Below are 25,707 nucleotides of genomic sequence, written 5' to 3'. Positions count from 1 at the left end.
ATTATATATTTTTAAGAAAACAATGCCCTATCACTAACTCCGTCTTCTCCAGTTGTATTCTCAAACATTGATAGGAGTTTTTCCATGGTTAGAGTCTTCTTTTCTTCTTCTTTTATATCAAATAGAATTTCACCTCTATGCATCATAATTAACCTATTGCCGAGATTTATTGCATGCTTTAAATTATGAGTTACCATTAGAGTTGTTATATTCTTATCTTTTACTACCTTATTTGTAATTTCTATAATTTTTTCTGAAGTTTTAGGGTCTAAAGCTGCCGTGTGCTCATCTAAAAGCAATATTTTAGGAGAATTCATAACAGCCATAATTAGAGAAATAGCTTGTCTTTGTCCTCCTGACAAAAGTCCTACTTTACAATCTAACTTTTCTTCTAGGCCTAAGTCCAAAGGTTTTAAAAGTTCTCTAAATAACTCTATATTATTTTTATCTACAGCCTTTGTAAGTCCAAATCCCTTGCCTTTATTGTATGCCATAGATAAGTTTTCAAGAATTGTCATAGAAGGTGCCGTCCCTTTTCCTGGGTCCTGGTACACTCTTCCTATTTCTTGTGATATTTTATGCTCCTTAAGCTTGTTAATGTTTTTCTCTTCTAGAAGAATTTCTCCTCCACTCCCTTTTATTGCTCCAGATATTATATTTAATAAGGTTGATTTTCCTGCTCCATTACTTCCAACTATAGTTAAGAAATCGCCCTTTTTAATGTCTAAATTTAGTCCCTTAAATATACAATTTTCATTTACTGTATTTTCATTAAATGTTTTGTGCAGATTCTTTATTCGTAGCAAGGAAACCACCTCCTTTTATAACTTTTTTTCTCTTTAATCCAAACTTAAAACTTGCATTATTCATGGAAAGCACTAATACTACTATAAGTGCTGTAACTAATTTTAAATCTGTAGGCTTTAACCCTAGACTTAAAGCCCCGCTTATGGAAAGCTTATATAACATAGCGCCAATTAATGCAGTAGTGGTTTCTTTAACTCCTTGCACCCTCTTTAAGAAAGTTTCTCCTAAAATAACCGCGGCAAGTCCTGTAACTACAATACCAGTTCCCATACCTACATCACTAAAACCACTGTATTGTGCCATAATGCCTCCTGCAAAAGCCACAAGTGCATTAGATAACATAAGGCCTAAAACTTTTACTCTATCCTTATCCACGCCTAAAGAAGTGACTAAAGTTTCATTATCCCCTGTTATTCTAAGTAAAAACCCTAACTTAGTTTTTAAAAATAAATCTAATATAACTTTAAATAAAAGGGCTAATATTATAAGAAGAATTATAGGACTAATATTAAAAGAAAATATAGTTTTGAAATTAAAAAATTGTGCATTTGGTTTTCCCATAATTCTTAAATTTATAGAATATAAACCTATCATCACTAGTATTCCAGATAAAAGGTTAGTTATTTTAAGTTTAACATGAAGTATTCCTGTTATAAATCCTGCTAAAGCTCCTGATAAAAAAGCAAAAATTAAAGCTAAAAATGGATTTATACCTTTAGATAGTGAAAATGCTACAACTGCCCCTCCTAAAGGGAAAGTTCCATCTACTGAAAGGTCAGGAAAATCCAAAATTTTGTAAGTTATAAATACACCTAAAGCAACTAAAGCAAATATAAAGCCTTGTTCTAAGGTACTTATGAAAAATAAATTCATTATTTAGCACCTCCTGTTATTTTTTCTGCATTCTTAACTATTTCATCAGGAAGCTTTATATTTAATCTTTTCATTGTATCTTCATTTATGGCTACTTTAAATTCCTTTTGCATTGTAACTGGTATTTCACCTATGCTCTTCCCTTTTAATACTTCTGCAGCTTTTTTACCTGCTTCTCTTCCTAATTCTTTATAATCAACGCCTAAGGTGATTAATGCTCCACCTTCTACGTGAGCTTTCTCTGCTCCAAATACAGGTATCTTTTTATCCTCTGACTTTTTGCTTATAAGACTTAATGAAGATGCTACCATATTATCTGCTGGAGTGTACATTACATCAACCTTACCTAATAATGAGTCTAATACCTGTGGAACTTCATTTACATTTGTAACTCCACCTTCTAAAACTTCTATATTCATTTTTTTCGCTTCTTCTTTTAATTCCTTTACTTGAACTTCTGAATTAGCTTCACTAGTATTAAAAACAACACCTATTTTTTTAACCTGTGGATTTATTTTTTTAAATAATTCTAATTGATTTTTTATTGGTGTTTTATCAGATGTACCTGTAACATTAGTCTCTGGCTTTTCCATGGATTTTACAAGGCCAGAACTTACAGGGTCTGTAATAGCTGTGACTAAAATAGGAATCTCTTTTGTAGCATTAAAAGCTGCCTGTGCTGAAGGTGTTGAAATTGCAAAAATTAAATCCTTTTTTTCAGACACGAATTTCTTTGCTATGGTATCTACAGAACTCATATCCCCTTGTGCATTTTGAAAGTCAATTTTAATATTCTTTCCTTCTTCAAATCCTGATTCTTTTAAAGCTTCTATAAACCCTTCTCTTGAAGAATCTAAAGCTTTGTGTTCTACAATTTGAGTTATACCTATTTCCTTTATGGAATTTGATTTAGACTTGTCATTTTTAGAACTTGTCCCATTTGAACAAGCACCTAAAGATGCAATTAGAACTGTGCATAATAATATCTTACCTATTTTTTTAGCTACCATACTACCATCCTCCTAAAATATTAAATTATATTATTAAAATTTACTTATAAGAAGTTTTATAAAATAAAAAAACTCCTATACTAGGAGATAAAAATGTATATTTATACTAACCAATAAGATTTTTTGTTCACTAAAATACATAGATATACACCTATAATTTTAAACACTTATCCTATATTATAATATAAGTCTTCTAAACTTTTATTTATCTCCTACCATGCTTCCATACTACTGTTTTAATCTACCTTGGTACCAAATGGTACCTTCTACAATTTTATTCTACCTTTAATACAATCTACATTAACTATTCTACTATTTTAATTACAATAATATTCTACTTCTTACTAAAAACTTTAATTTAACTCTTAATATTGTTTTAATATATAATATATAAATATATTACTTTTGTCAATAATTTTTATAGATATTAAAAATTAAATTCTTATTTAAATAAACTTTTTCTTAATTTATTTTAATAACCTGATTTTATAACTTATTTTCACAAGCTATTTTTATAGTTCTGGAATAGATCTATGTCCTATCCCTATTACCACTTCATTTAAATGTAAAAGACCTATACTCATAAATATACATACACTTAAATGCTCTTTATGTCTTGCAATACCTATCTTGCCTCCAACATTTAATCCATTTGCTTTTTCTGTAACATAAGATAATGCCTCACGTGTTGCACCTGCTACAGCACCATCATGTAAATGGCAATCTTTTATAATACCACTTCTTTTTGCTGCAACTAATGCTCTTTCTATTACTTTTGGTATAGAAGTGTTTATATTTCCTCCTATATCTACTGCTGTTGTTAATATACCTTTTTCTTTATAATATTTATTTAATTCCTTCTCCTCTTCCCTACTGGATATGGACATTTTCACTGAAATCTTAGCAATATCTGTACTAGTATACTCCATATTATTCTCTCCTCTTATAATTACTTGATTTATAATCTTGTGCTTTATGGTTATACTTATATTATAGAGGTATTCTTAATTTTTTTCTATTTAAATTTACTTATAAGTTTAATAACTTGTATTATATTTAAATATATTCTCTTATAAATTATAGGATATTTTTAAATTAAAATTTATCTATAATTGTATATTGAAATAAATCCATATGTTGTTTATTATAGCTATTTAAAAATCTGATAGAAAACTTCTTAATATTTAAAATAATAATAATTATTTAAAAATAATTATTATTTCAATATTGAATTTTTTTCACTTTCATTGTATACTGATTATACAAAATAAAATTACCAAATATTTTATTGGGAGGTACTGACATGAAAAAATACGTTTGTACAGTTTGTGGTTATATATACGATCCAGAAACAGGAGATCCAGATAACGGAATTAATCCTGGTACTGCTTGGGAAGACGTTTCAGAAGATTGGTTATGCCCACTTTGTAGTGTTGGAAAAGATTTATTCGAAGAAGCTTAATAACTATATGAAAATTGAACCTAACATAGAGTGTTACATTTTAAATGTTTACACTCTATTTTTATTTTATAAATCAAAGGGTGAATATATAATTTAGTTATATATTCACTCTCTAAATCTACTGAAATTTAATAAAATTTTATTTAATGTCCATGCTATATTAATTGAAATTGCTTTTATTCTTTACTGTTTTTAGTTTTATATAAATGCTACATTCTTTTCTATTTTTATATTATAACTATTTTAAATCATTTAGCATTTGTGTAGCTTGAGATTTAACTTGTTGAACATCTGCAGTTTGAGCATCTTTAGTTGGGTACCAACCTTTTTGTTTCATTGCATCAAATACTTTATATTGTATATTTTGTTCTTTTGTAAAGTTATTTACTAATACGTTTCTTAGATTTGGACAAGATGTTTCAGTAATGCCAACACTATATGCCCCAATAACTTGCTTTTCTGTTGTTAATAAGTCTTGCATTAATTCTTTTTCTGATAAATTCGGTGTAGTATGCATTATTCTAAACCCTCCTATACTTTTTATTATTGATGAGAATCTAAATAGTTCTTTAATTCTGTAAAGTTTTGCTTATGAACTGTTGCAGCTTCATTGCATAAATTTTTTAAATTTTGATCAGTGCAATATTCTGAGTACAAGCTATATTTTTTGTTTAATAAGCACTCATGTGATAATTGATCTTTAATTACTGATAAGTTTTTATCTTCAATTTGTGGAGCATTATTATTCATGTTATTATTCATATTCATGTTCATCTCTGTACCCTCCTTATTGATTTTTGATACATTAATAATATTCCCTATAAGTTTTAAATTATATGTGTAAAAAAAATTGTACTAAGTAAGTAAAAGTACACTTTGTAAGCATATTACATATAAAATCTAATATGTATTTAAAAATAAGGACTTATAAATACATAATTTAAATAAAAATATTACTATAAAAATAAAAAGTGCTAAATTTTCTCCTCCTAAGTAAAATAATCCTTTTAACTTAAAAATTTAAGTTTTTTCGTAAAAAGTTATTTCACTTAGAATTGAAAATTTAACACTATAATTTAAAATAGATATATTTTTATGTTAAAACTTAACCAATCTGCATACTTCCTATCTTAAAACTAATGCTATATATAAAATCATAGAAAATACATCTATAATCTCATAGTTAGCACCTAAATTATCTCCATTTAATCCCCCAATTTTATTGTTACAAAATAGATTAAATGCATAGGATACAACTAAACTAGCTACAATTATTATTAAAGTATATTTAATTGAAATTAATTTAAATATAAATAAGAAAGTAATTAATGTTGCAATTATAATTCCTTTTACATCTATATTATTTATATAAATATTAGCTGAGCTATTTTTCTTTGCACTTTTACCTATAAACGCAAGAAAAACCACAGTAAATCTTCCCACTATTGGTGCTGCTATAAGCATATATGGATTACCTGTAGAAATTAATGTAGATATAGCCGTATATCTTAATAGAATATCTACAACTATAGCAATAGATGCAAAGGTTCCCACTCTGCTATCCTTCATTACTTCCATGATTTTTTCTTTGTCACCCTTAAATGAGAAAAATCCATCACAGGTATCTCCAAGACCATCTACATGTAATCCCCCAGTAACTATAATTGGTACAGTTAAAACTATAACGGCTACTATATTTCCTGGAATAAAATTAATTAAAATTCTATATAAACCATATTGCAATGCTCCTATAAATAATCCTATAACTGGGAAGAAAAAAGCTCCATCTCTAAAATTTTTCATATCACAATCTAGTGATTTATTTATAGGTATTCTTGTAAAAAATTGAAAATATAAAAGTAGATTATTTAAAAAATATTTCATATTTGCCCCCTATTTTAGCTTTAGTGGTAATCCGCAAGCAACCAAATAAACGTCATCAGAAATACTTGCTACATATTGATTTACAAAACCTGCTATGTCTCTAAAAATTCTACTAATCTTATATTCTGGAACGATTCCCCATCCAACTTCATTAGTAACCATAACAAGTTCAATATCCATATCTCTTGCTTTTTCAATAAGTTTGGTAAATTGCTTTTTAATATAGCTTAGAACATCGTCCATATCCTCTTTTGAAAAATTTTCAAAGTCTCTTTCAGTTTTAAATAAAAGATTTGTAGTCATTATGGTAATACAATCTAGAAGTATATATTTTTTATTAGAATTTTCTATAGCCTTATCTAAGTTTTCATATCCTTCATATGTAGTCCAAAGACTATTCCTACTCTCTTTGTGACGATTAACTCTATCTTCCATTTCTTTATCTGTAATTATAGATGTAGCTATATATAAAACATTGTCCTTATCTTTTAAAAGATTTTCAGCAAAAGTACTTTTACCACTTCTACTGCCACCAGTAACAAGAGTTATCTTACTCATAATATCAGCTCCTAATGTTTTAGTATTTATTATGCACTATAGAATCTATATACAAATTCCCATATTCGTATTTTATAATAGCTAGGTCACCATTTCTACATCCAAATTTCCAAAAAAGCTCTGCTTTTTTGTCCATAACATATGTATAAATAGCCCTTATAACTCCAGCATGTGCAACTATAATTATGTTTTCATCTTCTTTATGCTTACCTAAAATTTTCTCTAAAAAATTATATACCCTGGTAGAAAACTCTAGGTGACTTTCGCCATTCTTTATTTTATATCCTATCCAGTCTTTTTCCCAAGCCTTATACTCATTTTTATACTTAGAACTTAATTCTTCATAGTTTAAACCTTCAAAAATACCAAAGGAACGCTCGTCTAATTCCTTGTGATTATTTATTTTTATACTATAATCACTTAAAATTATTTTGGCACTATCTATGGCTCTTTTTTTTGTACTAGTATAAACAGCCTGAAAGGTTTTATCTTTTAATCTTTCCTTTAAAAATTCACATTGAAGTATTCCTTTTTCATTAAGTTCTGGATCCATAGTTCCATAATAAGAGCTTTTAAGATTCTCTTCTGTATATCCATGTCTAATTAAATATAAATTCATATACTCACCTAATTTTCTTTTACATTATCTCTCATTTCAACTAAGTAGTCTGTTACAATTCCAGCCTTTTCAAAAGTACCCATATGATTTATCATATGCAATCCGGCCTCTATTATATTAAATGCTAAAGTACATCCTGTCCCTTCTCCTAGTCTCATTCTTAGATTTAACATTGGAGATAGTCCCATTTCCTTCATTATAAAGTCTGCCCCTGGTTCTGCTGAAAGATGTGATGGGAATATAAAATCTTTTACATTAGGATTTAACCTAAATGCACATAGCGCTGCAGCAGAAGCTATAAATCCATCGATTACTATAGGCATTCTATTTTTAGCAGCTCCCAAGAAGCACCCACATAAACCTGCAATATCAAGTCCTCCAACCTTTGATAGAACATCTATAACATCATTCTTATCTGGATTATTTATCTCGATTGCTTTTTTTATAATATCTTTTTTATTATCAAAGGCATTTTCTGTAAGGGCTGATCCCTTTCCTGTACAAAGCTCAACATCAATATCACATAAAACACTCGCAACTGCTGCACTGGTTGTTGTATTACCAATTCCCATTTCCCCAGTTCCAAATAAATCATAACCTTCTAAAACAAGTTTATCTACAGTTTCAATTCCAGCCTCTATTGCCTTTATAACATCTTCCCTAGTCATAGCAGGCCCTTTAACCATATTATCTGTACTATATCTAACTTTTTTGTTTATTATTTTTGGATTATCCACATCTTTAATTATACCTACATCCACTACAGTAATATCGGAACCTGCAAAATCTGATAAAACATTAACCCCTGTAATACCTCTTGTAAAATTATTTGAAACTATATAAGTCAGCTCCTGAGGACAACTACTTACACCCTCTTCTACAACGCCATTATCTGCACACATAATAACTATATTTTTTTTATTTATTTTATTATTTATTTTACCTTTAATACCTGCCATTTTAGCTACAATGCATTCAAGTTCTCCTAAACTTGCAATTGGCTTTGTTAAGCTATCTAATCTTTCCCATGCTTTTTTTACCCATGGTTCATAGGCAGGCTCTATATTTTTTAAGGTTTCTTTTAAAAATTCCATACTTTCGCTTCCTTTCAGATTTTTTATAAAATATTTCAACACAAAAGAATACTCTTATTTATTAAGTTTTATTTTAAATAACAAAATATCTTAAGAGAAAAAATAACTTTATTTATTATAAATTTTTATATCTAATTATATAATTATAGTTTATTAAATTTTGAAATTCAAATATCTATTAGCTTTATACGAACTTATTTAATGAATTTACGGTATAATGTTGGTGTTTTATATAAGGCTTAGTTTATTTTAGATAGAAATTAAATAAATTTAAAAGGGATTGTGAAACCTAAATTTCACAATCCCTTTATAATAATATTTATATTAATTATCCATCTTCTTTAACTTCATCTAAATATATAATTAGTGTATTTCATTATATTCCTTAGATATTAAATTTGTTAAGTTATTTGAAGGATTTCCATCTCCAACAGTTCTTAGATACTCTTCTCCAGTTTTAGAGTGAGCCACAAGAACTCCGTCTATTTTTCCTTGTTTTGCAAGTTCAACACCTTCTTGTTTATCCACAACTTTTCCATTACTTAATTTGTATGAAGAAATTTCCCCTTTACTGTCCTTTTCTACTGATGTTATAGAAAGCATGTTTTCAGTATTCATATTTAACCCTCCTTTAAGTTGTTTATATTACTTTTCCCTATTAGGATTAAAATATACAATCTAAGAAGTTAAAATATATTTCAAGAAAACCTTATTCCAACATATGATTCATATACTAAAAGGAAAATTCTACTTTAAAATACAATATAAAAATACACACTATATAATATATAAAATTAAATTTCCCTTGTAAAAACTAAGGTACTCTCAGAACTTAAATCTTCCCTATATTCATATCCATCTTCATCAAAATTTTTAACTTCTTCTATAGAATCTATTTTATTTTTAATAATATAAGATGCCATTGTGCCCCTAGCCTTCTTTGCATATATTGCAATTATCTTATAAACGCCATTTTTCTTTTCTTTAAACACAACATCATAAACTTTTGAATTCTTTAATATATCCCTATTAATAACTTTAGAATACTCCTCTGATGCCAAATTCAAAATAGCATTTTCTTTAGAACTCATAATATCTTCTTCTATCTTTCTTGTTATCTTGTTTCCCCAAAAACTATATAGATCTTTTCCCTTAGAGTTTTTAAGCTTAATACCCATCTCTAATCTATACTCTTTTATAAGGTCTAAAGGCTTTAGTATACCAAATAATCCTGATAATATTCTAAGATGGTTTTGTGCAAAGTTAATATCTTCTACATTATAGCTATATGCATCTATTCCCTTATACACATCTCCATTAAAAGCAAATAGAGCTTGTTTTGTATCTTTTTTAAAGTCGTTATTGAAATTTTGATATCTATAAAAGTTTAATTCTCCTAGCTTAGGGCTTATTTTCATTAAAGAACTTATATCCTCTGGTGAATATTCTTTTAAAATATCTATCAAAAGAAAAGTATCATCTAAAAATTCTGGCATAGTATATTTGCTTGTTAAAGATTCCCTTTCAAAGTCTAGTGACTTAGCTGGAGAAATTATTGTTATCATGAAATCACTCCTAAATAATACTGTTTGTTAATTACATTTTATCATAGGAATGAAATTTTAAAATAAAAAATACTAAATAATATTAAAAATTTAAAATTTACACCTCCCTAAATAAAAACTTCCTTTAAGGGCATAACCTTTACATTGCAATGTATTATCCTACTATCTAATTTCTCTATATTTTTATGAAGGGTTTCTCCTATATAGTAAGCTTCTTTAAAAGTAAACTTTTCTGATAGTTCTATTTCTATATCTACATAAATTCTACTTCCATGAAGCCTAGTTTTTAAATTGTTTATTTTTTTCACTTCCTCTATAGACTTTGCTTCATTTTCAATATATCTAATAATATCACTATCTGCTGCTCTATCAATTAATGCATTTACTGCTTTTAAATATATTTCAATAGACACTTTTAAAATAATTACACAAATAACTAAGGAGGCTATAGGATCTAATATAGGAAATTTAAACTTAGCTCCTAGAATACCAACTAACCCTCCTATAGAAGATAATGCATCAGAACGGTGATGCCAGGCATCTGCTTCTAAAGCAGTACTGTTTATTTTCTTAGCCCCTTTTATAGTATATCTATACATCCATTCCTTCACCACAATTGAAGTTATGGCAGCATAAATGGCTATAGACTTTGGTGCATCATAAGTTTTCATGTAAATAGCATCTATTGCTCTATACCCTATAAATAAACCTGTTAAAAGTAATATGATAGCTAAGATTTTGCTTGTTATAGCTTCAAACCTTTCATGACCATATGGATGCTTTTTATCTGCTTCTTTAGAAGATATTCTAAGCCCAAATATCACAGCTATAGTTGTTAATATATCACTTAAAGAATGAATTGCATCAGCTATCATTGCATTACTACGACCAATTATTCCAGCTAAAAATTTAAAAATAAATAATATACAATTAACTACTATTGTAGTTATAGAAATTTTTTCGCCTATATTCATACAAATTCCCCTCCCAATCTAATTAACAACTGATAATCAACTTTTCTTTCCCACATGTAGTATATACATTATATATTCAAATGTTTACAGTTTAATTCCCACGACTTACATTATCAATTGATAATAATTGTGAGTATCATGGATAGATTTAATCTATAGATATTTTTTATCTATAGATTTTTCATATTGGATTTTATATTTTCTACATAATATTATAAAATTGTATAATATTTTTCATAATATTTTGTAACTTGGAGGTGTCTTATGACTAAAGAAGAATTAATTAAAAATGTACGTGAGACTGCAGAAGGATATTTTGAAAGAGGAGAATTTTTCTGTTCAGAAGCTGTAGTAAAAACTATTAATGATTTATTGGACAATCCTTACGATGAATCTGTAACAAAACTTGCTTCTGGATTTCCTGTAGGTATAGGAAAATCTGGTTGTCTATGTGGCGCTGTTAGTGGAGGCGTTATGGCTCTTGGAATGGTTTACGGAAGAGAACATGGAGATTCTATGAACCCTTCTATGTTTCCAGTTTCTAAAGATTTGCATGACCACATAAAAAAAATGTATAAAAGCACTTGCTGCAGAGTTATGACAAAAGACTTTAAGGATTTTGGATCTCCAGAACGTAAAGCACATTGTATTAAAATAACTGGAGAAGTAGCCGCTTACATAGCAGAAAAACTTTTAGAAAACAACATAAAATTAAAAATGGAGTAGAGGAAAAATCATGAACCTTACAGCGATTCAAACCTTATGTATACTAATTATCTCTCTATTATTTTCATACTTTTTAAAAAGCAAAATACAATTTTTAAAAAAGTATTACATCCCTGCCCCTTTAGTAGGAGGACTAATTATCTCCTTAATATTTCTACTAATAAATAAGTTTACTACTGTTAAAGCTACTTACAATTTTGTTCCACTATTTGTAGCTGGATTCTTTGCATCCATTGGACTTAGATTTAATTTACAAACCATAAAAAGAGCTTTTAAGTCTCAAATGCTATACCTTTTAATAACTATTGTAATAGCCTTTGGGCAAAATTCCATAGCCCTAATCTTTGGTAAGATTTTTGGTAAAAGCACCTACGAAAGTTTAATATTAGGTTCATCTAGTTTAATGGGAGATCACACTTTACTTAAAACCATTCCTGAATTCGGTAAAAACATAAAACCATACATAAAAGAATTTAATGGAATATCAATTCTTACATTATATATAGGTACTATATTCGGAGTATTGCTATTTTCTAAACTTAAAAAAGAGGTAGATTTAAGTACAACAATTAAGGTTCCACAACCTAATTTTAATCCAATTTCTTTTTTAAAATATTTAGGTATTTTTAGTATTTGTATAACTTTCGCTATGATTCCAAGTTCATTAAAGTTAGGTAAATGGATTAATCCTGCTGGTGGTGGATTTCTATGCGGAATTATATTAAGGCAGTTTTTTGATGTAACTAAGCTATTTGAAGTAAAATTACCAGAGGTGAATTTAATAGGTAACTTTTGCCTTTCCATGCTCTTAATATCAAACTTTGCTATGTTTGATATTAAATTAATAAAGAATATAAGCATGTATAGTTATTTAGTTCTAAGTATTCAACTTATAATACTTATAATTTTTACATATTTAGTAGTATTTAAACTTTACAAAAAAAATGGTCTAGCCTCTTATGTATCAGCTGGACTTATAGGTTTTAGCTATGGAATGCCTGCAAGTACTATGAGTTCTATACAATGTTTTACAGAGGAAGAATGTGCACTACCTTTAGCTCTATTTATCGTTCCTCCAGTTGGTGCATGGCTAATAACTATTGTAAATCCATATATTATAGGTATTTTTATGTAAGTTTTATATAATCTAAACATATAAACACACACCATATATACACGGTGTGTGTTTTTTTATAACCTTCTAATATGGACCCTTAAAGTCCCCTATATCTATTATTTTTCTTAATTTATCTTTATAAGTGTCGATGTATACTTCTCCCTTTGGATTTACAGTTGCTAAGAATACCTCCTTATAATCATTTACATTCTGCTCTTTTAGTTTCTTTTCAAGCCATGCCTTATTCCTGTTTAAATCTTTTAAATTTTGTTCTACAATTTTACCATCATAAATAAGTTCTATATTGATGCCAGTTTTATCTGGTTTTAACTTTAAATCTTTAAGAGTTACAGGGTCGTTCTCTGCTTTTTTTACTACGGATACCCCTCCATCACACTCTAATATTGCATACTGGATTTCAGATAGATCAAATATTCCTTTTATTCTAAGTTGTTCCATAAGATCAGATACTCGATATCTCATTTTTCTTAATACATTTTCCATGATTTTTCCTTCCATTATAACAATTTCAGGTTCACCTTCCATTATCTTTGACACATATCTAGACTTTAAAGTTATTAATTGCATTAGAAACCCTAATCCAAACCATACAAAAAGTCCTACTAAATGTGGCCATAATGGACTATCTAGTTCCGATGTCATGGTGGCTGCTGTAGAGCCTATAGTTATACCCAATACATAATCAAAAAAAGTTAGTTGGCTTATTTGTTGTTTTCCAAGTATCCTCGCAAGAATTAAAAGTGTAAAAAAACCTACACACCCTCTAAATAAAATCTCAATAACTTCCTTCACTTCTATTCCTCCAAACAATTAAGTATATTTTTAGTGTTTACATTTTTATTTAAAATAAACTCCCTTTTACAATATAATTTTTTTAATTAATACATATATTTAGAAATCTTCTTAAAATTCATGATTTATGAATGATTGAATCTTAAATTTCATTTTATAAATATATATGATTTTTTTCATTTATGTATTATAATATAAAGTATTAAATGTAACATAGGAATAAAATTAGGGTTTTTGTTTGTATATAGTCAAGGGGGTAAAAAAATGCAAAAACATAATAAAGATTACTTTCTTAACCTTTTAAAAAGCGAGGTAGTACCAGCCCTAGGGTGTACTGAACCTATCGCTGTAGCCTTAGCAGCAGCGAAAGCTAGAGAAACACTAGACATGGAACCAGAGTCAATAGCGGTTTTGGTAAGTCCAAATATATTAAAAAATGGTATGGGTGTCGGAATTCCTGGTACAGGCATGGTAGGTTTACATGTGGCTGCAGCTCTTGGTTCTGTAGGTGGTGATCCTAAAGCTTACCTTGAAGTACTTAAAAATATTACAAAAGAACATATAGAAAAAGCTAAAAATTTTGTTAAAAGTGAAAAAGTTTTAGTTAATGCTAAAAAAGATCTCTGTAAACTCTATGTAGAAGTTACCTTAAAGGCTAAAAACCGAACTGCTACAGTTAAAATAAAAGACAAACATTCAAGTATTGTAGAAGTAACTTTAGATGATAAAGTTATATTTCAAAACGAAGAAATAGCTGTAGATTCAGCTGATTGTCCTAAAGCTGAAGACTTTATAGACCATACAACTGTAGACGAAATTTATGAATTTGCTACAACTGTTGACTTTGAAGATATAAAGTTCATATTAGAAGGCGCTAAAATGAATATGGAAATCGCAGAATATGGACTTAAAAATGATTGTGGACTTAGAGTAGGAAAAACATTATATAAGAATATACAAAGAGATATATTAAAAGAAGATATTCAAAATTATGCTATGGCATTAACAGCCGCTGCATCTGATGCTCGTATGTCTGGATGTATGTTACCTGTTATGAGTAACTCTGGCAGCGGAAATCAAGGTATAACTGTTATGGTTCCTGTAGTTGCAACTCATACAAGGTTAAATTTAGGAGAAGAAAAACTAGCAAGAGCCTTAATACTTTCAAATCTAATAGCAATCCATATAAAGTCTTACCTTGGAAGACTCTCAGCTCTATGCGGATGTGTTGTTGCCGCTGCTGGCTCGAGTTCTGGCATAGTATATCTTTTAGATGGCACACTTGAAGAAGTTAAATATGCTATTAAAAATATGGCTGGAAACATAGTTGGGATGATTTGTGATGGTGCAAAAACTGGATGTGCTTTAAAGGTATCCACAGGGGTTAGTGCTGCTGTTATGTCTGCTCTACTTGCCCTTGATCATATCGAAATATCAGACCAAGATGGTATAATACACAAAGATACAGAAATAACTATTAAAAACTTAGCTAAAATAGGTACAAAAGGTATGTCAGAAACTGATAAAATCATATTAGATATAATGACTTGCAAATAATACCTATATGATTTATAAACTAAAATTATTTAATAAAATCTAAAACATTTAAGATACTCATAAAATACTATAAATTTGTGGGTATCTTTTTTATATAAAAAAAGATATAAGATAATTTTAAGGTTTTTGTAATTTAAATAAAAGATTTTTCATGTATACTATATATTAGTTAAAATTTTAGAGGAGGTGGAAGCTTGTATCCTTTTAACAATTTACTAAAACATACATTTAAAGACTTTAAAAATGGCTTTTATATAAATATGAAGTTTGAAGCAATCTATAAACTAATTACAGCTTTTATATTGCTTCCCCTAATGTCTATGTGTTTAAACTATTTTATTTCTTTAAGTGGACGAAAAACAATCACAAATAATGAACTTATAAAATTCTCTACTAGTAAGGAAGGATTATGTGCTTTTCTAATATTATGTGTTATAACAAGTATTTCTATAATCCTTGAAATTGGCACTCTTATAATTATAGCCAAGAATACTTATATGGGGGTAAAAATCTCTCTAAAAGAAGCATTTTTTCTTTCCCTAAATAATCTTTCAAAAATTTTTAGTATAAGTTCAATAAGTATAATTTTATATATTACTTTTTTAGTTCCTCTTCTAGGTATAGGAATGACATCAAGTTTAATCACTAGCTTAAAGATTCCTAGCTTCATACTAGACTGGATACTTCAATATCCCCTAGGTATAACTCTTTTAATAATGTCAATAATTATAGCTTATTTCCTCTTAATAAGATGGATATTTACAATGCATATAGCAATATTAGAAAATAAAAGTTTTAAGGAATCCCTTAAAGATAGTAGTAATCTCTGCAAAGGAAATTACTTTTATATATTTAAAAACTTATTTTTATCTCAATTAATTTTGTGGATAATAAGCATGTTATTCTTTTTCCTATCAAATATAGCTATAGGCTTAATTATAAAAAGAATCGGGGTTTCCTCTTTTACTTCTCTAGCAATTTTATCATTATATTCTATAATAATAAGTATTTTACTGTTACTTTTCACATTGTTTTCATCACCATTTAATACAATTATAATTACTAGGCTTTATTTCTCATTAAGACCAAGTTATACAGAGCCCTCTAATTTAAAATACTATAATAAAGATAAAAATTATATGTCCTTTAAAACAGTTAAAAAAAATAAAAAGTTTGTAAGTGCTCTAGTTTTAATATTTCTATCTTTAAGTTTAGCCTTAACTTCAATATTATCCTACACTGAATCTCAGAAAAATGATGTAAACATAACTGCCCATAGAGGAAACTCCTTAGATGCGCCTGAAAACAGTAAATCTGCCATAGAATATGCTATAAAAGATAAAGCACACTATGCAGAAATAGATGTTCAAGAAACTAAAGATGGTGAAGTGGTACTAACTCACGATAGCAATTTTAAAAGGACTGCTGATGTAAATAAATATGTGTGGCAAACAACCTTACCTGAAATTAAAAAATTTGATATAGGAAGTAAATTTGACCCTAAATTTAAGGGAGAAACTGTACCTACCCTAGAAGAAATAATTAAGATTTCTAAAAATAAAATAAAACTCAACATAGAAATAAAAACTCACGGTCGTGAAAAATACTTAATAAAAAAAGTAGCAGATCTTATAAAGAAATATAACTTAGAAGAGCAATGTGTAGTAACTTCATTAAACTATAAAGCTCTTTTAGAAATTAAGAAGTTAAACCCTAAGATAAAAATTGGGTATATAATGTATATAGCACTAGGAGACTTAGCAGAACTAAAAGTAGATTTCTACAGCATTGAAGAAAGCAACGTAACCAAAGATCTTGTAAATAAAGCACATCTTATAGGACGCGAAATACACATTTGGACCATAGATGACTCATCAAAAGCTGAAACTTTAATAGACATGGGCGTAGATAACATAATAACCAATAAACCAGAAGAAATGCTGCAAATTATAGAAAAATCTAAGAATAAAACTATAATGGAAAAATTACTTGGGGGAATTTAGAAATATAATAAATTGAAATAACCCTCTCCAATTTTATGGCTTGGAGAGGGTTATTTATAATCTTCTTTATATTACAACACACTTTTTATAACCTTTTATTATAGTAACGGGTAAATGCTAAATTAGATAATGGCATTAAGATTATTATTATCCCACATACTGCTATAGCACTTAAGTCTAATACTAAAACCAGTATATATAATAGAAGTACAGAGTAAAATGTTAAATTATATGATGCACATCCGGCTTTTTGCCATACATTATGCAGTCTTTCATCCTGTTCTAATATTTTATAATTTTGCTTAAATCTTTTTTTGCCTAGGAAGGTGCCTATAAAGCCACCAACTCCTCCTGCTATGCACCCAACTCCTAACCCCTGGATTAAATTAACATTGCTTATATTACTATTTGAAAAACTACTAAATAAAATTAGAACTACTCCTATTAATGCAAGTAACATACATTCAATTCTTTGTTTGTTTAAAAATGAAAATTTACTCATGATTGATACCTCCTTAAAATTATTCAAAGATAAAAACTTCTTCAATTGTTAAGTTAAAAAGTTTAGATATTTTATATGCTAGTAAAATAGATGGATTATACCTTCCATTTTCTAAAGAAATTATGGTTTGTCTTGAAACATCTAGCTTATCCGCAAGTTCTTGCTGAGTTAAATGATTGTTTTCTCTTAAAGTCTTAATCTTATTATTCATATTTACATACTCCTTAAATACTATACTTACAAACATAATGGTAAAGCTAACTTTACATGCTTAATAAAAAAATAACGCTTAATGTAAAGCCTATTTTACTTATATCATATATATAAATTTTATAAATGTCAAGTGTATTTTACATCTATTATTATCGCTAACTAAGAATTCATTATGTTCATACTTATAATATGAGATTAGAAAATTTGACTTTCTTTTCAAAAAGTAAAGCACCTCATTATTATGTATTTTATCTATAATGAGGTGTTCATATTTAAATCTTTATTTCTTTACTCAAGACTATATTTGCACTCTAACATATAAATCCTAATATACTTATTTGTCTTCAGCCGTTAATTCTGCTATTAAAAACATTATGTTCATGCCCATACCTGAGAATTTTTCTTCATATTCTGTTCTTATATTTGTTTCATTGTAAATACTCCTATGAAGATCAAAGGTTAAATATCTTAGTTTGAAATTTTCTTCTTTAAAGTATGTGGTGGAGTCCATGAAGAATGGTTCATTATCTGTTTTACACCATATTTCTCCACCTTCTTTTAAAAAGTTTTTATACATCTTTAAGAAACTTACGTAAGTTAATCTTCTCTTATTGTGTCTTGGTTTTGGCCAAGGTGTTGAAAAGTTTAGATATATTCTACTTATTTCATCCTTCTCAAAGACATCTTTCATAAGCATTATATTAAGTGGCATTATTCTTACGTTTTCTAAGTTTTCTTCTTCTATTTTTCTTAGTACATAAATTAGCACTTCATCTTTTAGATCTACAGCAATAAAGTTTATCTCTGGATGTCTTTTTGCCATTTCACATATGTACGTTCCTCTTCCACAGCCTAATTCCAGATGTATATCATTTTCATTTTCGAATGATTCATTCCATTTTCCTTTAAGTTCATATGGATTATATATGCAAAATTTACTAGCTTCCATTTGAGGTCTTGCTGACCAATTTTTTCTAAGACGCATACATATCCTCCTTCGTCTTTTAATTTTATTTTCCTATACAAGTTCTTATTAGCTTCCTTTAAACTCACAGTATAAATTAATACTCTAAATAAATTACATATAATATTATGCTATAGGTAATTATTTTTGTAAACAAGTAATATTATATATACTTCTCATGAGACTTACTTTTAAATGTTGCAAATATAAAAAACATCGCAGAAAACCCTAGAATTATTAAAATATTTATATAAAATTTTTCTATGCCCTCACCCTTGCTTGCTCTACTAAATGCATCTATAGCCCAAGTTTGAGGAATAAAATTAGATATATCTAGTATAAATTTAGGCATAATTTCTCTTGGCCAAAAGGAACCTGATAGCATAGATGTTGGAGTAATTATTAGACTTGTAAGTATAGATGCACCATTCATACTCCTTGAAAAAGATATTATAAGCATACTTAAAGCTACAGCACATAAGGAAAAAGTCCATAAAATAAGTATTATATATTTAAGTGGAATAAAAGTACTTATTTTGATTAGCCTCTCTAGTATTAAAACCACTGCAAGACTTTGTACCATTAGAATTAGTAAGTTAGTTATAACATTTCCTAGAATATATTTTTTCTCATCTATTTTTGTAATACAAATTCTTTTACTCATTCCACTTAAGTTATCTTTTAATATAAGTCTTGATATAGAGGATGCAAATAATATCATAAACATTATAAAAAATCCTAAAGCAAAGGTTGTAGCGCCTTTATTTCTTGATAAATCCTTTATTTTAACTTCTTCTACTTTTATACCTTCTGCACTATAACTTTTATATATGGAGTTAAACTCTTCTCTATTTCCCTTTGAGTATTTATATATATCCTTTAAATTATTTATATAAATATTAATAGCACCACTTATAAAATGTGTAACTTCTTCTCCTTTTAAGGTTATTAGTTCTACTTTTTTAGGATTACCAATATACATACTGTCTGTGAAATTTTCTGGAATTATAAGTGCTACATCAATTTTTTCTTTCATTATTTCTTCTTTTACGTTATTAATTTTTGACTCTTTTATTTGAAAATTCCCTTCAGTTTTTAGTCTTTCTATTAAATCACGAGAAAATATTCCCTTATCCTTATTTTCTATATAAATACTTATTTTATTTCCTGATGATCCACTTAAAACATTTATAAGAAGTACACTAATTACTATAGGCACTATAAAATAAGATACTATATTCCCTTTGTTTCTAAAAATCCTTTTAAAATTATATATAATTAAAGTTAATAACTCCTTCATTATAATACCTCCCTTCTTCTAAGTTTAATAATACTTGCAAAAAGAAATATCATAGCTAATGTCATATTTATTCCTATGGCTTTATTCATTAAGCTATACTCATTGCTATAAATTACTGAAAAAATTGCAGAGTTTGTCCATTTTATTGGAGAAATATTAGTCATTGTTTGTAGTACTTTTCCCTGCATTAACTCCATAGGAACATATCCTCCCCCAAGAAATATCAATATAGGAATTAAAGTATGCATCGAACCCATAATAGCTCCTTCATTTTTAAATAAAAGCCCTATGCAAATACCAAAAGATATAGCAAATATCATCTCAGATAAGAGTATTAAAAATACCATATGAGGTTTTGCGCCAAAGTTTACCTTTAAGAATGTACTGCTAACCAAAATTACAATTAGGAATTGAAATGCAGTTACAGAGAATGCTCCTAAAAGTTTTCCAATAAAAAATTCACCTTTACTTAATGGACTTATTATAATTCTATTTCTAGTTTTTCTATTCTCCTCGCTGATTATAGCAGAAATACCAGTGAATATTGAATACATAATTATAAGTGTTATCATGGTTATTCCATAATAGTCCGCTCCAACTGGTCTTATATTTTTATCTACTCCAGTTATTATTAGATTTTCATTTTCTGTATAAGGATTATTCTGAACCTTATTTATTTCAGTAAGTGCACTAGGATTTCTTTTTATTATTTCAAAAGTCAAATTGTATCTCTCTACAAAACTTTTTATAACACTTTTTATAACACTGCTGGACACGCTATTTTGGTCATTTTCATAAATATTAAGTTTTTTATCTTTCAATTCTAAAAAACCTAAGTATTTATTATTACGTATACCCTCTTCGCCTTGTTTTTTATCTTCTACTCTTTCAAAAACTATTCCCTTTTCTTTAATCCCTTCTGTAAAACTTAAAAATGCCTGTGAAAATGGAGGGTACTGAAAAAGTACCCTCCTAATCTTAATAGACATAACACTACAGTTTGTGTAGATGTTATGTCTATTTTTTAGTATAATTTTTATATTACTAATTTAAGCAGGTGATTTTATGTTAATGCATCAAAAGATGATATTAAGCGAATATGGTGATATATATGATAGGATTATCCCTAAAGATAATATGTTGAGAAGGATTAAAGAAATGGTAGATTTCTCATTCATCTACGATGAATTAGTTTCTACATATTGCAATAATAACGGTCGCGGAGCGATTGACCCAATAAGAATGTTTAAATATCTTTTACTAAAAACTATTTTCAATATTTCTGATGTAGATGTTGTTGAACGCTCTAAATATGATATGTCTTTTAAATATTTCTTAGATATGGCTCCGGAGGAGGATGTAATTAATCCAAGTTCTTTAACTAAATTTAGAAAGCTACGCTTAAAGGACACTAATCTAATGGACATGCTAATTTCTAAAACCGTAGAAATAGCATTGGAAAAGGAAATTATAAAATCAAAATCAATTATTGTTGATTCAACTCATACCAAAGCTAGATACAATCAAAAAACACCTAGGGAAGTTTTAATTGAACAATCTAAAAAACTTCGAAAGTCAGTTTATAACATTGATGAGTCAATGAAAGCAAGGTTTCCTAATAAAGTTAACAACGGTCTTCTTGAGGATGAAATAGAGTATTGTCAAAAACTTATATCAGTTATTGAAAAAGAAGAGGTCATTTCAAGTTATCCAGCTGTAAAAGAAAAATTAAATTTATTAAAAGAAACAATCGAAGATGATTTAGAGGTTTTGTCATTCTCTAAAGATGCTGACGCAAAAGTTGGACACAAAACTGCTGATACATCTTTCTTTGGGTATAAAACTCATATTGCAATGACTAAGGAACGTATTATTACTGCTGCTGTAGTTACTTCGGGAGAAAAACACGATGGAAAACAACTAAAATCACTTATTGAAAAGAGCGAAGCCTCTGGCTTAAACATAGAAAATATTATTGGAGATGCAGCTTATTCAGAAAAAGAAAATATAGAATATGTAAATGAAAGTGAAAAAAATCTAATTGCAAAGCTTAGTAAATCAGTATCTCATGGTAACAAAAGACAAACTAAAACGAAGTTTGAATATAATAAAGATGCAGATATGTATGCGTGTGAAGCTGGCCATATGAGTACTAAGAAAACTAGTACTAGACCTAAAAAACATGCCAAAGATGGACTAGGTACAGTAATTTCTTATTTTTTTGATGTTAAAAAGTGTCAGTGTTGCCCTTTAAAACAAGGGTGCTATAAAGAAGGTGCTAAAACTAAATCATACTCAGTTTCAATCAAAACGAATACGCATCAAAAACATATTGAATTTCAAGAAACTGATTTTTTTAAAGAAAAATCAAAAGAGAGATATAAAATTGAAGCTAAAAATAGTGAAATGAAACATAGACATGGGTATGATGTTGCGTCAGCCGCAGGTCTTGTTGGCATGCAAATGCAAGGTGCATTGACCATTTTTGCTGTAAACTTGAAGAGAATATTGACTCTAAGCAATCAGTAAATATACCCGATTAGGGTTTAATAATACAAAAAGACTCAAGCTCATACCACAAAATGGTATAAACTTGAGTCTTTTAAATTATGTAAAAAGTAAACCCCCGAAAAACTATAAGTTTTTCAGTGGTCTCGTGAAAATGTATCTTCTTTTTCTATATAATAAGCTATTTCTTTATCTTTAAAATTTATTTTATTACCTGTTCCACCAAAAGCAGCACCAAGTATTAAAATGCATAGGATAGGAGTTAGTATCATTATTATCATTTCCATTTTATTTCTTATGTTATGTTTAAATTCTTTTACTATAAGACTTATTATTTTCATAATTTTCTCCTTAATCCCTTAATTTTCTTCCAGTTAAGGTTAGGAACACTTTTTCAAGGTCGGGTTTTTCACTTCTAATATATTGTATACTGTGTTTTTCTTTAAAGAGATGTGATATTATGTTATTTAAATTATTACTATCCTTAGTACTATATACAATTAAATTATTTTCTTTAATTTCAACTTCTATTATGTTTCCTATTCCTTTTAGTTTATCTACGTTGAAAGTTTCTAGATTTGATATTTTAAGAGTTAAGCATTCTCTATTGACGATAAGTTTTTTTAGATCTTCTGAAGTGCCTTCTGCTATTAAATTACCCTTATCTATTATTCCGATTCTAGTACATATATGCTCGACTTCCTCCATATAATGGGTAGTATATATAATTGTAGAACCCATTTTATTAAGCTTTTTTACAGAATCTAATATATGACTTCTTGACTGAGGGTCTATACCTACAGTAGGTTCATCCATTATTATAAGTTTAGGTTTGTGTACTATAGCACAAGCTATATTAAGCCTTCTCTTCATTCCTCCTGAAAATGTATGTGGGTATTCTTTCTTCTTATGGTCTAAACCAACAAATCTTAAAGCATATTCTACATTTTCTTTTAATTTATCTCCACTTAGACCATAAAGACTCCCAAAGAATTTTACATTTTCATATGCAGTTAAATCTTCATATATAGCTATATCTTGTGGAACAATTCCTATGTTAGTTTTAATATAACTTAGATTTTTTTCTAAGTTCTTATTAAAAATTTCTATATCTCCATGGCTCTTTCTCACAAGAGACGAAAGTATATTTATTAAAGTACTTTTTCCTGCCCCATTAGGACCAAGAAGCCCATAAATCTCCCCTTCTTTAACTTCTAGACTTATATTATCTAAGGCACTGGTATTTCCAAAACGCTTATTTATGTTTTTCAATTTAACTATATCCAAAATTATCAACCCCTTATAATTTATAAATCTATTATATAAAAAAAGCGACTTTTTATATAGTATAAAAAATCACTTTTGTATAATTATATTATATTTTTCTTAATATTAGGATATTCTAAATATGGTATATATAAAATCACAAATATAGTCGCTTGGTATATGAACTATATAGGTAAATATAGATTCCCTTCCTGGTAGTATTGGAAGAAGACATATTATGAATATTATTGTTCCATAGCTTTCTATACTGCTAGGTAATTTCCTAAATAAGTCTGGAAATAAATCACTTAGTACATGGAATCCATCAAAACCTGGTATTGGTATTAAGTTTAAGATAAATAGTACTACATTTATTTGTAATGCATAAGAAATTATAAATTTAAACATATGATAAAATATATTATCTATAACTATAAAATTATTTGAAATTGATAATATAATAGCACATATCATAGCTCCTAGTAAGTTTGCTAAAGGTCCTGCTATAGAAACTTTTAGGTCATCCATTCTATAATTCTTATATGCACTAGGATTAGTATTTACAGGTCTAGCCCACCCAAATCCAAAGATCATCATGGCAAGAAACCCCATAATGTCTATATGCGTAAATGGATTTAAATTTAGCCTTCCTTCATATTTAGGTGTATCATCCCCTAATTTGTATGCTGTAATGGCATGAGCAAATTCATGAATGGTAAAAGCCATCAATATCCCTGGTATAGATATTATCTTAAGTAGTAGTTCTTGCATTTGCATATTACTTATCCTCCCTATAGTGTCCTTAAGAGTAAACCCCCATTTTATTATTTGTGTCCTAATTGTCCTAAAAATTCATTTTTTAAGGTATTGTTTACTTTATATAAATATCCTTGGTCATAAAAACTTATAAATTCCCCACCTATATGAGTTGTTATTTCTGTACGTCCGTTCATTAAGGTTATAGTATTTTTAAATTTGTCTATAATATAAACTCCACCCTTACGGTTCACATATATATTTTTCTCTTCTACAGATTCATTTAAGTCTATACTTCTATAGTTTGTTATATTTTCATCACCTTTTGAATAATAAACCTTATAAACCTTTCCATTCTTAATGCCTCCTAAGTACACAATCCCTTCAGCATCACATCCTAAAAGTACTAATTGGTCTTCCTCATCTACTTTTACCTCTTTACCTTCATTAGCTGGAAAATCTAAATAGTATATTTTATTAAATATTCTATCCTCATACACAAGTCTGTCTTTACTTGGAACTAAACATAGCTTATCTATAAAGTATTGTTTTGTATCTATTGCATTTATATTTTCTGAAATATCTATTCTATATATGCTACTTCTATCGCCCTTATGTACTATGTTTATATACATTATACCAGTTAATAAAGATACTTGCACATCATTTACATAGGCTGGATTCTCTTCATAAGAAATTTCTTTTACTCTTATTTTTTCTTTATTTAAAGCATCATAGTAATTTATAGTAAAAACTGAGTCTTTCTCTTTTAATGTTTTTTCTATTATTATCATTCTGTCTCTACTAGGAATCCACTCATAGTAGGCAAGTTCAACCCCTTTATTAAAAGGTAGATCTACTTTTTCATTATTGTCCATATTTTGAACGCTTAATATATTGTTTTCAATATAGCTTATATATTTACCATTATTTGATATTTTAATATTATCCCACCTACCATTTATAGGAACATTAATATTTCTAATTTTATCATCTTCAATTACACTCATATCCTTTTTGTATAACCTTATATTTTCTTTTATCATGATATATCTATCTGCAAAATAATATATTGGTAATTGAATCAACAAAGCTATAAAAGTCCAGATTAATATTTTTTTTGCTACTTTCATTTT

29 protein-coding genes are annotated in these 25,707 nt (G+C 28.0%); 6 read left to right on the top strand and 23 right to left on the bottom strand.

The window, feature by feature from the left end; genetic code table 11:
* Nucleotides 1-11 precede the first annotated feature (11 nt).
* The 4 genes from FGL08_RS04305 to FGL08_RS04290 all read right to left on the bottom strand — a co-directional run bounded on the left by FGL08_RS04305 (nt 12) and on the right by FGL08_RS04290 (nt 3,619).
* On the bottom strand, nt 12-806 hold the full coding sequence (locus FGL08_RS04305) for an ABC transporter ATP-binding protein (protein WP_138209603.1): 795 nt from the start codon (nt 804-806) through the stop codon (nt 12-14).
* Nucleotides 772-1,680 (bottom strand): ABC transporter permease, encoded by a 909-nt coding sequence (locus tag FGL08_RS04300; protein ID WP_138209602.1) that lies wholly within the window; start codon nt 1,678-1,680, stop codon nt 772-774. The genes FGL08_RS04305 and FGL08_RS04300 overlap by 35 nt, the downstream gene beginning before the upstream one ends.
* Entirely contained in the window at nt 1,680-2,690 is a 1,011-nt protein-coding gene (locus FGL08_RS04295) for an ABC transporter substrate-binding protein (protein WP_138209601.1), read from the bottom strand. Before FGL08_RS04295 ends, FGL08_RS04300 begins: the two co-directional genes overlap by 1 nt.
* A 512-nt stretch (nt 2,691-3,202) precedes the next feature.
* Nucleotides 3,203-3,619, bottom strand: coding sequence for a HutP family protein (locus tag FGL08_RS04290; RefSeq protein WP_138209600.1), 417 nt, complete (start codon nt 3,617-3,619; stop codon nt 3,203-3,205).
* A gap of 374 nt (nt 3,620-3,993) precedes the next feature.
* Here FGL08_RS04290 and rd point away from each other — a divergent pair, with 374 nt between their 5' ends.
* Entirely contained in the window at nt 3,994-4,152 is a 159-nt protein-coding gene (gene rd, locus FGL08_RS04285; RefSeq protein ID WP_138209599.1) for a rubredoxin, read from the top strand.
* A 238-nt stretch (nt 4,153-4,390) separates the two neighbouring features.
* On the opposite strand, the gene FGL08_RS04280 is transcribed toward rd, so the two are convergent.
* From FGL08_RS04280 to FGL08_RS04240, 9 genes are all read right to left on the bottom strand, one after another.
* Nucleotides 4,391-4,669, bottom strand: coding sequence for a spore coat protein (locus tag FGL08_RS04280; protein WP_138209598.1), 279 nt, complete (start codon nt 4,667-4,669; stop codon nt 4,391-4,393).
* A gap of 26 nt (nt 4,670-4,695) precedes the next feature.
* Nucleotides 4,696-4,926 (bottom strand): hypothetical protein, encoded by a 231-nt coding sequence (locus tag FGL08_RS04275; RefSeq protein WP_243117937.1) that lies wholly within the window; start codon nt 4,924-4,926, stop codon nt 4,696-4,698.
* A gap of 351 nt (nt 4,927-5,277) precedes the next feature.
* Nucleotides 5,278-6,036 carry an adenosylcobinamide-GDP ribazoletransferase gene (cobS, locus tag FGL08_RS04270; RefSeq protein WP_138209597.1) on the bottom strand — a complete coding sequence of 253 codons (759 nt, stop codon included), beginning with the start codon at nt 6,034-6,036 and terminating at the stop codon, nt 5,278-5,280.
* A 9-nt stretch (nt 6,037-6,045) separates the two neighbouring features.
* Nucleotides 6,046-6,594 carry a bifunctional adenosylcobinamide kinase/adenosylcobinamide-phosphate guanylyltransferase gene (gene cobU / locus FGL08_RS04265; protein WP_138209596.1) on the bottom strand — a complete coding sequence of 183 codons (549 nt, stop codon included), beginning with the start codon at nt 6,592-6,594 and terminating at the stop codon, nt 6,046-6,048.
* Between the two features lie 19 nt (nt 6,595-6,613).
* Nucleotides 6,614-7,213 (bottom strand): alpha-ribazole phosphatase, encoded by a 600-nt coding sequence (gene cobC, locus FGL08_RS04260; RefSeq protein ID WP_138209595.1) that lies wholly within the window; start codon nt 7,211-7,213, stop codon nt 6,614-6,616.
* A gap of 8 nt (nt 7,214-7,221) precedes the next feature.
* Nucleotides 7,222-8,307, bottom strand: a complete 1,086-nt coding sequence (cobT, locus tag FGL08_RS04255; RefSeq protein WP_138209594.1) for a nicotinate-nucleotide--dimethylbenzimidazole phosphoribosyltransferase — start codon at nt 8,305-8,307, stop codon at nt 7,222-7,224.
* Between the two features lie 363 nt (nt 8,308-8,670).
* Nucleotides 8,671-8,925: a DUF3892 domain-containing protein gene (locus FGL08_RS04250; RefSeq protein ID WP_243117936.1), complete on the bottom strand. Its 255-nt coding sequence runs from the start codon at nt 8,923-8,925 to the stop codon at nt 8,671-8,673.
* 176 nt (nt 8,926-9,101) lie between these two features.
* Entirely contained in the window at nt 9,102-9,872 is a 771-nt protein-coding gene (gene yaaA, locus FGL08_RS04245; protein WP_138209593.1) for a peroxide stress protein YaaA, read from the bottom strand.
* A gap of 107 nt (nt 9,873-9,979) precedes the next feature.
* Entirely contained in the window at nt 9,980-10,846 is an 867-nt protein-coding gene (locus tag FGL08_RS04240) for a cation diffusion facilitator family transporter (protein WP_138209592.1), read from the bottom strand.
* Nucleotides 10,847-11,110: 264 nt separating this feature from the next.
* Here FGL08_RS04240 and FGL08_RS04235 point away from each other — a divergent pair, with 264 nt between their 5' ends.
* Nucleotides 11,111-11,572, top strand: coding sequence for a C-GCAxxG-C-C family protein (locus tag FGL08_RS04235; RefSeq protein WP_138209591.1), 462 nt, complete (start codon nt 11,111-11,113; stop codon nt 11,570-11,572).
* A gap of 10 nt (nt 11,573-11,582) precedes the next feature.
* Nucleotides 11,583-12,707 carry a sodium/glutamate symporter gene (locus tag FGL08_RS04230; protein ID WP_138209590.1) on the top strand — a complete coding sequence of 375 codons (1,125 nt, stop codon included), beginning with the start codon at nt 11,583-11,585 and terminating at the stop codon, nt 12,705-12,707.
* Nucleotides 12,708-12,773: 66 nt separating this feature from the next.
* Here FGL08_RS04230 and FGL08_RS04225 read toward each other — a convergent pair whose 3' ends face one another.
* Nucleotides 12,774-13,502 (bottom strand): DUF421 domain-containing protein, encoded by a 729-nt coding sequence (locus FGL08_RS04225; protein WP_138209589.1) that lies wholly within the window; start codon nt 13,500-13,502, stop codon nt 12,774-12,776.
* 264 nt (nt 13,503-13,766) lie between these two features.
* Between FGL08_RS04225 and FGL08_RS04220 the strand changes: the two genes are divergently transcribed.
* Nucleotides 13,767-15,059 carry an L-cysteine desulfidase family protein gene (locus FGL08_RS04220; protein ID WP_138209588.1) on the top strand — a complete coding sequence of 431 codons (1,293 nt, stop codon included), beginning with the start codon at nt 13,767-13,769 and terminating at the stop codon, nt 15,057-15,059.
* A gap of 194 nt (nt 15,060-15,253) precedes the next feature.
* Nucleotides 15,254-17,062 (top strand): glycerophosphodiester phosphodiesterase, encoded by a 1,809-nt coding sequence (locus FGL08_RS04215; RefSeq protein ID WP_138209587.1) that lies wholly within the window; start codon nt 15,254-15,256, stop codon nt 17,060-17,062.
* An 85-nt stretch (nt 17,063-17,147) separates the two neighbouring features.
* Here FGL08_RS04215 and FGL08_RS04210 read toward each other — a convergent pair whose 3' ends face one another.
* The 5 genes from FGL08_RS04210 to FGL08_RS04190 all read right to left on the bottom strand — a co-directional run bounded on the left by FGL08_RS04210 (nt 17,148) and on the right by FGL08_RS04190 (nt 21,030).
* Nucleotides 17,148-17,564 (bottom strand): hypothetical protein, encoded by a 417-nt coding sequence (locus FGL08_RS04210; RefSeq protein WP_138209586.1) that lies wholly within the window; start codon nt 17,562-17,564, stop codon nt 17,148-17,150.
* Between the two features lie 19 nt (nt 17,565-17,583).
* Nucleotides 17,584-17,775 carry a helix-turn-helix transcriptional regulator gene (locus FGL08_RS04205; protein WP_138209585.1) on the bottom strand — a complete coding sequence of 64 codons (192 nt, stop codon included), beginning with the start codon at nt 17,773-17,775 and terminating at the stop codon, nt 17,584-17,586.
* Between the two features lie 336 nt (nt 17,776-18,111).
* Nucleotides 18,112-18,762: a tRNA (guanosine(46)-N7)-methyltransferase TrmB gene (trmB, locus tag FGL08_RS04200; protein WP_138209584.1), complete on the bottom strand. Its 651-nt coding sequence runs from the start codon at nt 18,760-18,762 to the stop codon at nt 18,112-18,114.
* 142 nt (nt 18,763-18,904) lie between these two features.
* Nucleotides 18,905-20,041 (bottom strand): ABC transporter permease, encoded by a 1,137-nt coding sequence (locus FGL08_RS04195; protein WP_138209583.1) that lies wholly within the window; start codon nt 20,039-20,041, stop codon nt 18,905-18,907.
* Nucleotides 20,041-21,030, bottom strand: coding sequence for an ABC transporter permease (locus FGL08_RS04190; RefSeq protein ID WP_138209582.1), 990 nt, complete (start codon nt 21,028-21,030; stop codon nt 20,041-20,043). Before FGL08_RS04190 ends, FGL08_RS04195 begins: the two co-directional genes overlap by 1 nt.
* A gap of 76 nt (nt 21,031-21,106) precedes the next feature.
* On the opposite strand from FGL08_RS04190, the gene FGL08_RS04185 reads away from it, so the two are divergent.
* The gene (locus FGL08_RS04185) at nt 21,107-22,570 is read left to right on the top strand and encodes an IS1182 family transposase (RefSeq protein WP_138209581.1); all 1,464 of its coding nucleotides are present in this window, start codon (nt 21,107-21,109) and stop codon (nt 22,568-22,570) included.
* A gap of 116 nt (nt 22,571-22,686) precedes the next feature.
* Here the strand turns inward: FGL08_RS04185 and FGL08_RS04180 are convergent, their stop codons facing one another.
* From FGL08_RS04180 to FGL08_RS04165, 4 genes are all read right to left on the bottom strand, one after another.
* A complete protein-coding gene (locus tag FGL08_RS04180; protein ID WP_138209580.1) occupies nt 22,687-22,890 on the bottom strand; it encodes a hypothetical protein in 204 nt (67 codons plus the stop codon).
* A 10-nt stretch (nt 22,891-22,900) separates the two neighbouring features.
* Nucleotides 22,901-23,836, bottom strand: a complete 936-nt coding sequence (locus FGL08_RS04175; protein ID WP_138209579.1) for an ABC transporter ATP-binding protein — start codon at nt 23,834-23,836, stop codon at nt 22,901-22,903.
* 105 nt (nt 23,837-23,941) lie between these two features.
* The gene (locus tag FGL08_RS04170) at nt 23,942-24,592 is read right to left on the bottom strand and encodes a site-2 protease family protein (protein ID WP_138209578.1); all 651 of its coding nucleotides are present in this window, start codon (nt 24,590-24,592) and stop codon (nt 23,942-23,944) included.
* A 47-nt stretch (nt 24,593-24,639) separates the two neighbouring features.
* Nucleotides 24,640-25,704, bottom strand: a complete 1,065-nt coding sequence (locus FGL08_RS04165; RefSeq protein ID WP_138209577.1) for a hypothetical protein — start codon at nt 25,702-25,704, stop codon at nt 24,640-24,642.
* Between the last annotated feature and the right edge of the window lie 3 nt (nt 25,705-25,707).

Source organism: Hathewaya histolytica (assembly GCF_901482605.1).
In the GTDB taxonomy this organism is placed as follows: domain Bacteria; phylum Bacillota; class Clostridia; order Clostridiales; family Clostridiaceae; genus Hathewaya; species Hathewaya histolytica.
Note: the sequence above shows the minus strand (reverse complement) of the source record. Positions and strands in the feature narration are given on the sequence as shown.

Bases quoted from the DNA above. Each gene is read 5' to 3' on its own strand.
- FGL08_RS04300 (WP_138209602.1), bottom strand. From the start codon at position 1,680: ATGAATTTATTTTTCATAAGTACCTTAGAACAAGGCTTTATATTTGCT.
- FGL08_RS04295 (WP_138209601.1), bottom strand. From the start codon at position 2,690: ATGGTAGCTAAAAAAATAGGTAAGATATTATTATGCACAGTTCTAATT.
- FGL08_RS04290 (WP_138209600.1), bottom strand. From the start codon at position 3,619: ATGGAGTATACTAGTACAGATATTGCTAAGATTTCAGTGAAAATGTCC.
- rd (WP_138209599.1), top strand. From the start codon at position 3,994: ATGAAAAAATACGTTTGTACAGTTTGTGGTTATATATACGATCCAGAA.
- FGL08_RS04280 (WP_138209598.1), bottom strand. From the start codon at position 4,669: ATGCATACTACACCGAATTTATCAGAAAAAGAATTAATGCAAGACTTA.
- FGL08_RS04275 (WP_243117937.1), bottom strand. From the start codon at position 4,926: ATGAACATGAATATGAATAATAACATGAATAATAATGCTCCACAAATT.
- cobS (WP_138209597.1), bottom strand. From the start codon at position 6,036: ATGAAATATTTTTTAAATAATCTACTTTTATATTTTCAATTTTTTACA.
- cobU (WP_138209596.1), bottom strand. From the start codon at position 6,594: ATGAGTAAGATAACTCTTGTTACTGGTGGCAGTAGAAGTGGTAAAAGT.
- cobC (WP_138209595.1), bottom strand. From the start codon at position 7,213: ATGAATTTATATTTAATTAGACATGGATATACAGAAGAGAATCTTAAA.
- cobT (WP_138209594.1), bottom strand. From the start codon at position 8,307: ATGGAATTTTTAAAAGAAACCTTAAAAAATATAGAGCCTGCCTATGAA.
- FGL08_RS04250 (WP_243117936.1), bottom strand. From the start codon at position 8,925: ATGAATACTGAAAACATGCTTTCTATAACATCAGTAGAAAAGGACAGT.
- yaaA (WP_138209593.1), bottom strand. From the start codon at position 9,872: ATGATAACAATAATTTCTCCAGCTAAGTCACTAGACTTTGAAAGGGAA.
- FGL08_RS04240 (WP_138209592.1), bottom strand. From the start codon at position 10,846: ATGAATATAGGCGAAAAAATTTCTATAACTACAATAGTAGTTAATTGT.
- FGL08_RS04235 (WP_138209591.1), top strand. From the start codon at position 11,111: ATGACTAAAGAAGAATTAATTAAAAATGTACGTGAGACTGCAGAAGGA.
- FGL08_RS04230 (WP_138209590.1), top strand. From the start codon at position 11,583: ATGAACCTTACAGCGATTCAAACCTTATGTATACTAATTATCTCTCTA.
- FGL08_RS04220 (WP_138209588.1), top strand. From the start codon at position 13,767: ATGCAAAAACATAATAAAGATTACTTTCTTAACCTTTTAAAAAGCGAG.
- FGL08_RS04210 (WP_138209586.1), bottom strand. From the start codon at position 17,564: ATGAGTAAATTTTCATTTTTAAACAAACAAAGAATTGAATGTATGTTA.
- FGL08_RS04205 (WP_138209585.1), bottom strand. From the start codon at position 17,775: ATGAATAATAAGATTAAGACTTTAAGAGAAAACAATCATTTAACTCAG.
- trmB (WP_138209584.1), bottom strand. From the start codon at position 18,762: ATGCGTCTTAGAAAAAATTGGTCAGCAAGACCTCAAATGGAAGCTAGT.
- FGL08_RS04195 (WP_138209583.1), bottom strand. From the start codon at position 20,041: ATGAAGGAGTTATTAACTTTAATTATATATAATTTTAAAAGGATTTTT.
- FGL08_RS04190 (WP_138209582.1), bottom strand. From the start codon at position 21,030: ATGTCTATTAAGATTAGGAGGGTACTTTTTCAGTACCCTCCATTTTCA.
- FGL08_RS04185 (WP_138209581.1), top strand. From the start codon at position 21,107: ATGTTAATGCATCAAAAGATGATATTAAGCGAATATGGTGATATATAT.
- FGL08_RS04180 (WP_138209580.1), bottom strand. From the start codon at position 22,890: ATGAAAATAATAAGTCTTATAGTAAAAGAATTTAAACATAACATAAGA.
- FGL08_RS04170 (WP_138209578.1), bottom strand. From the start codon at position 24,592: ATGCAAATGCAAGAACTACTACTTAAGATAATATCTATACCAGGGATA.
- FGL08_RS04165 (WP_138209577.1), bottom strand. From the start codon at position 25,704: ATGAAAGTAGCAAAAAAAATATTAATCTGGACTTTTATAGCTTTGTTG.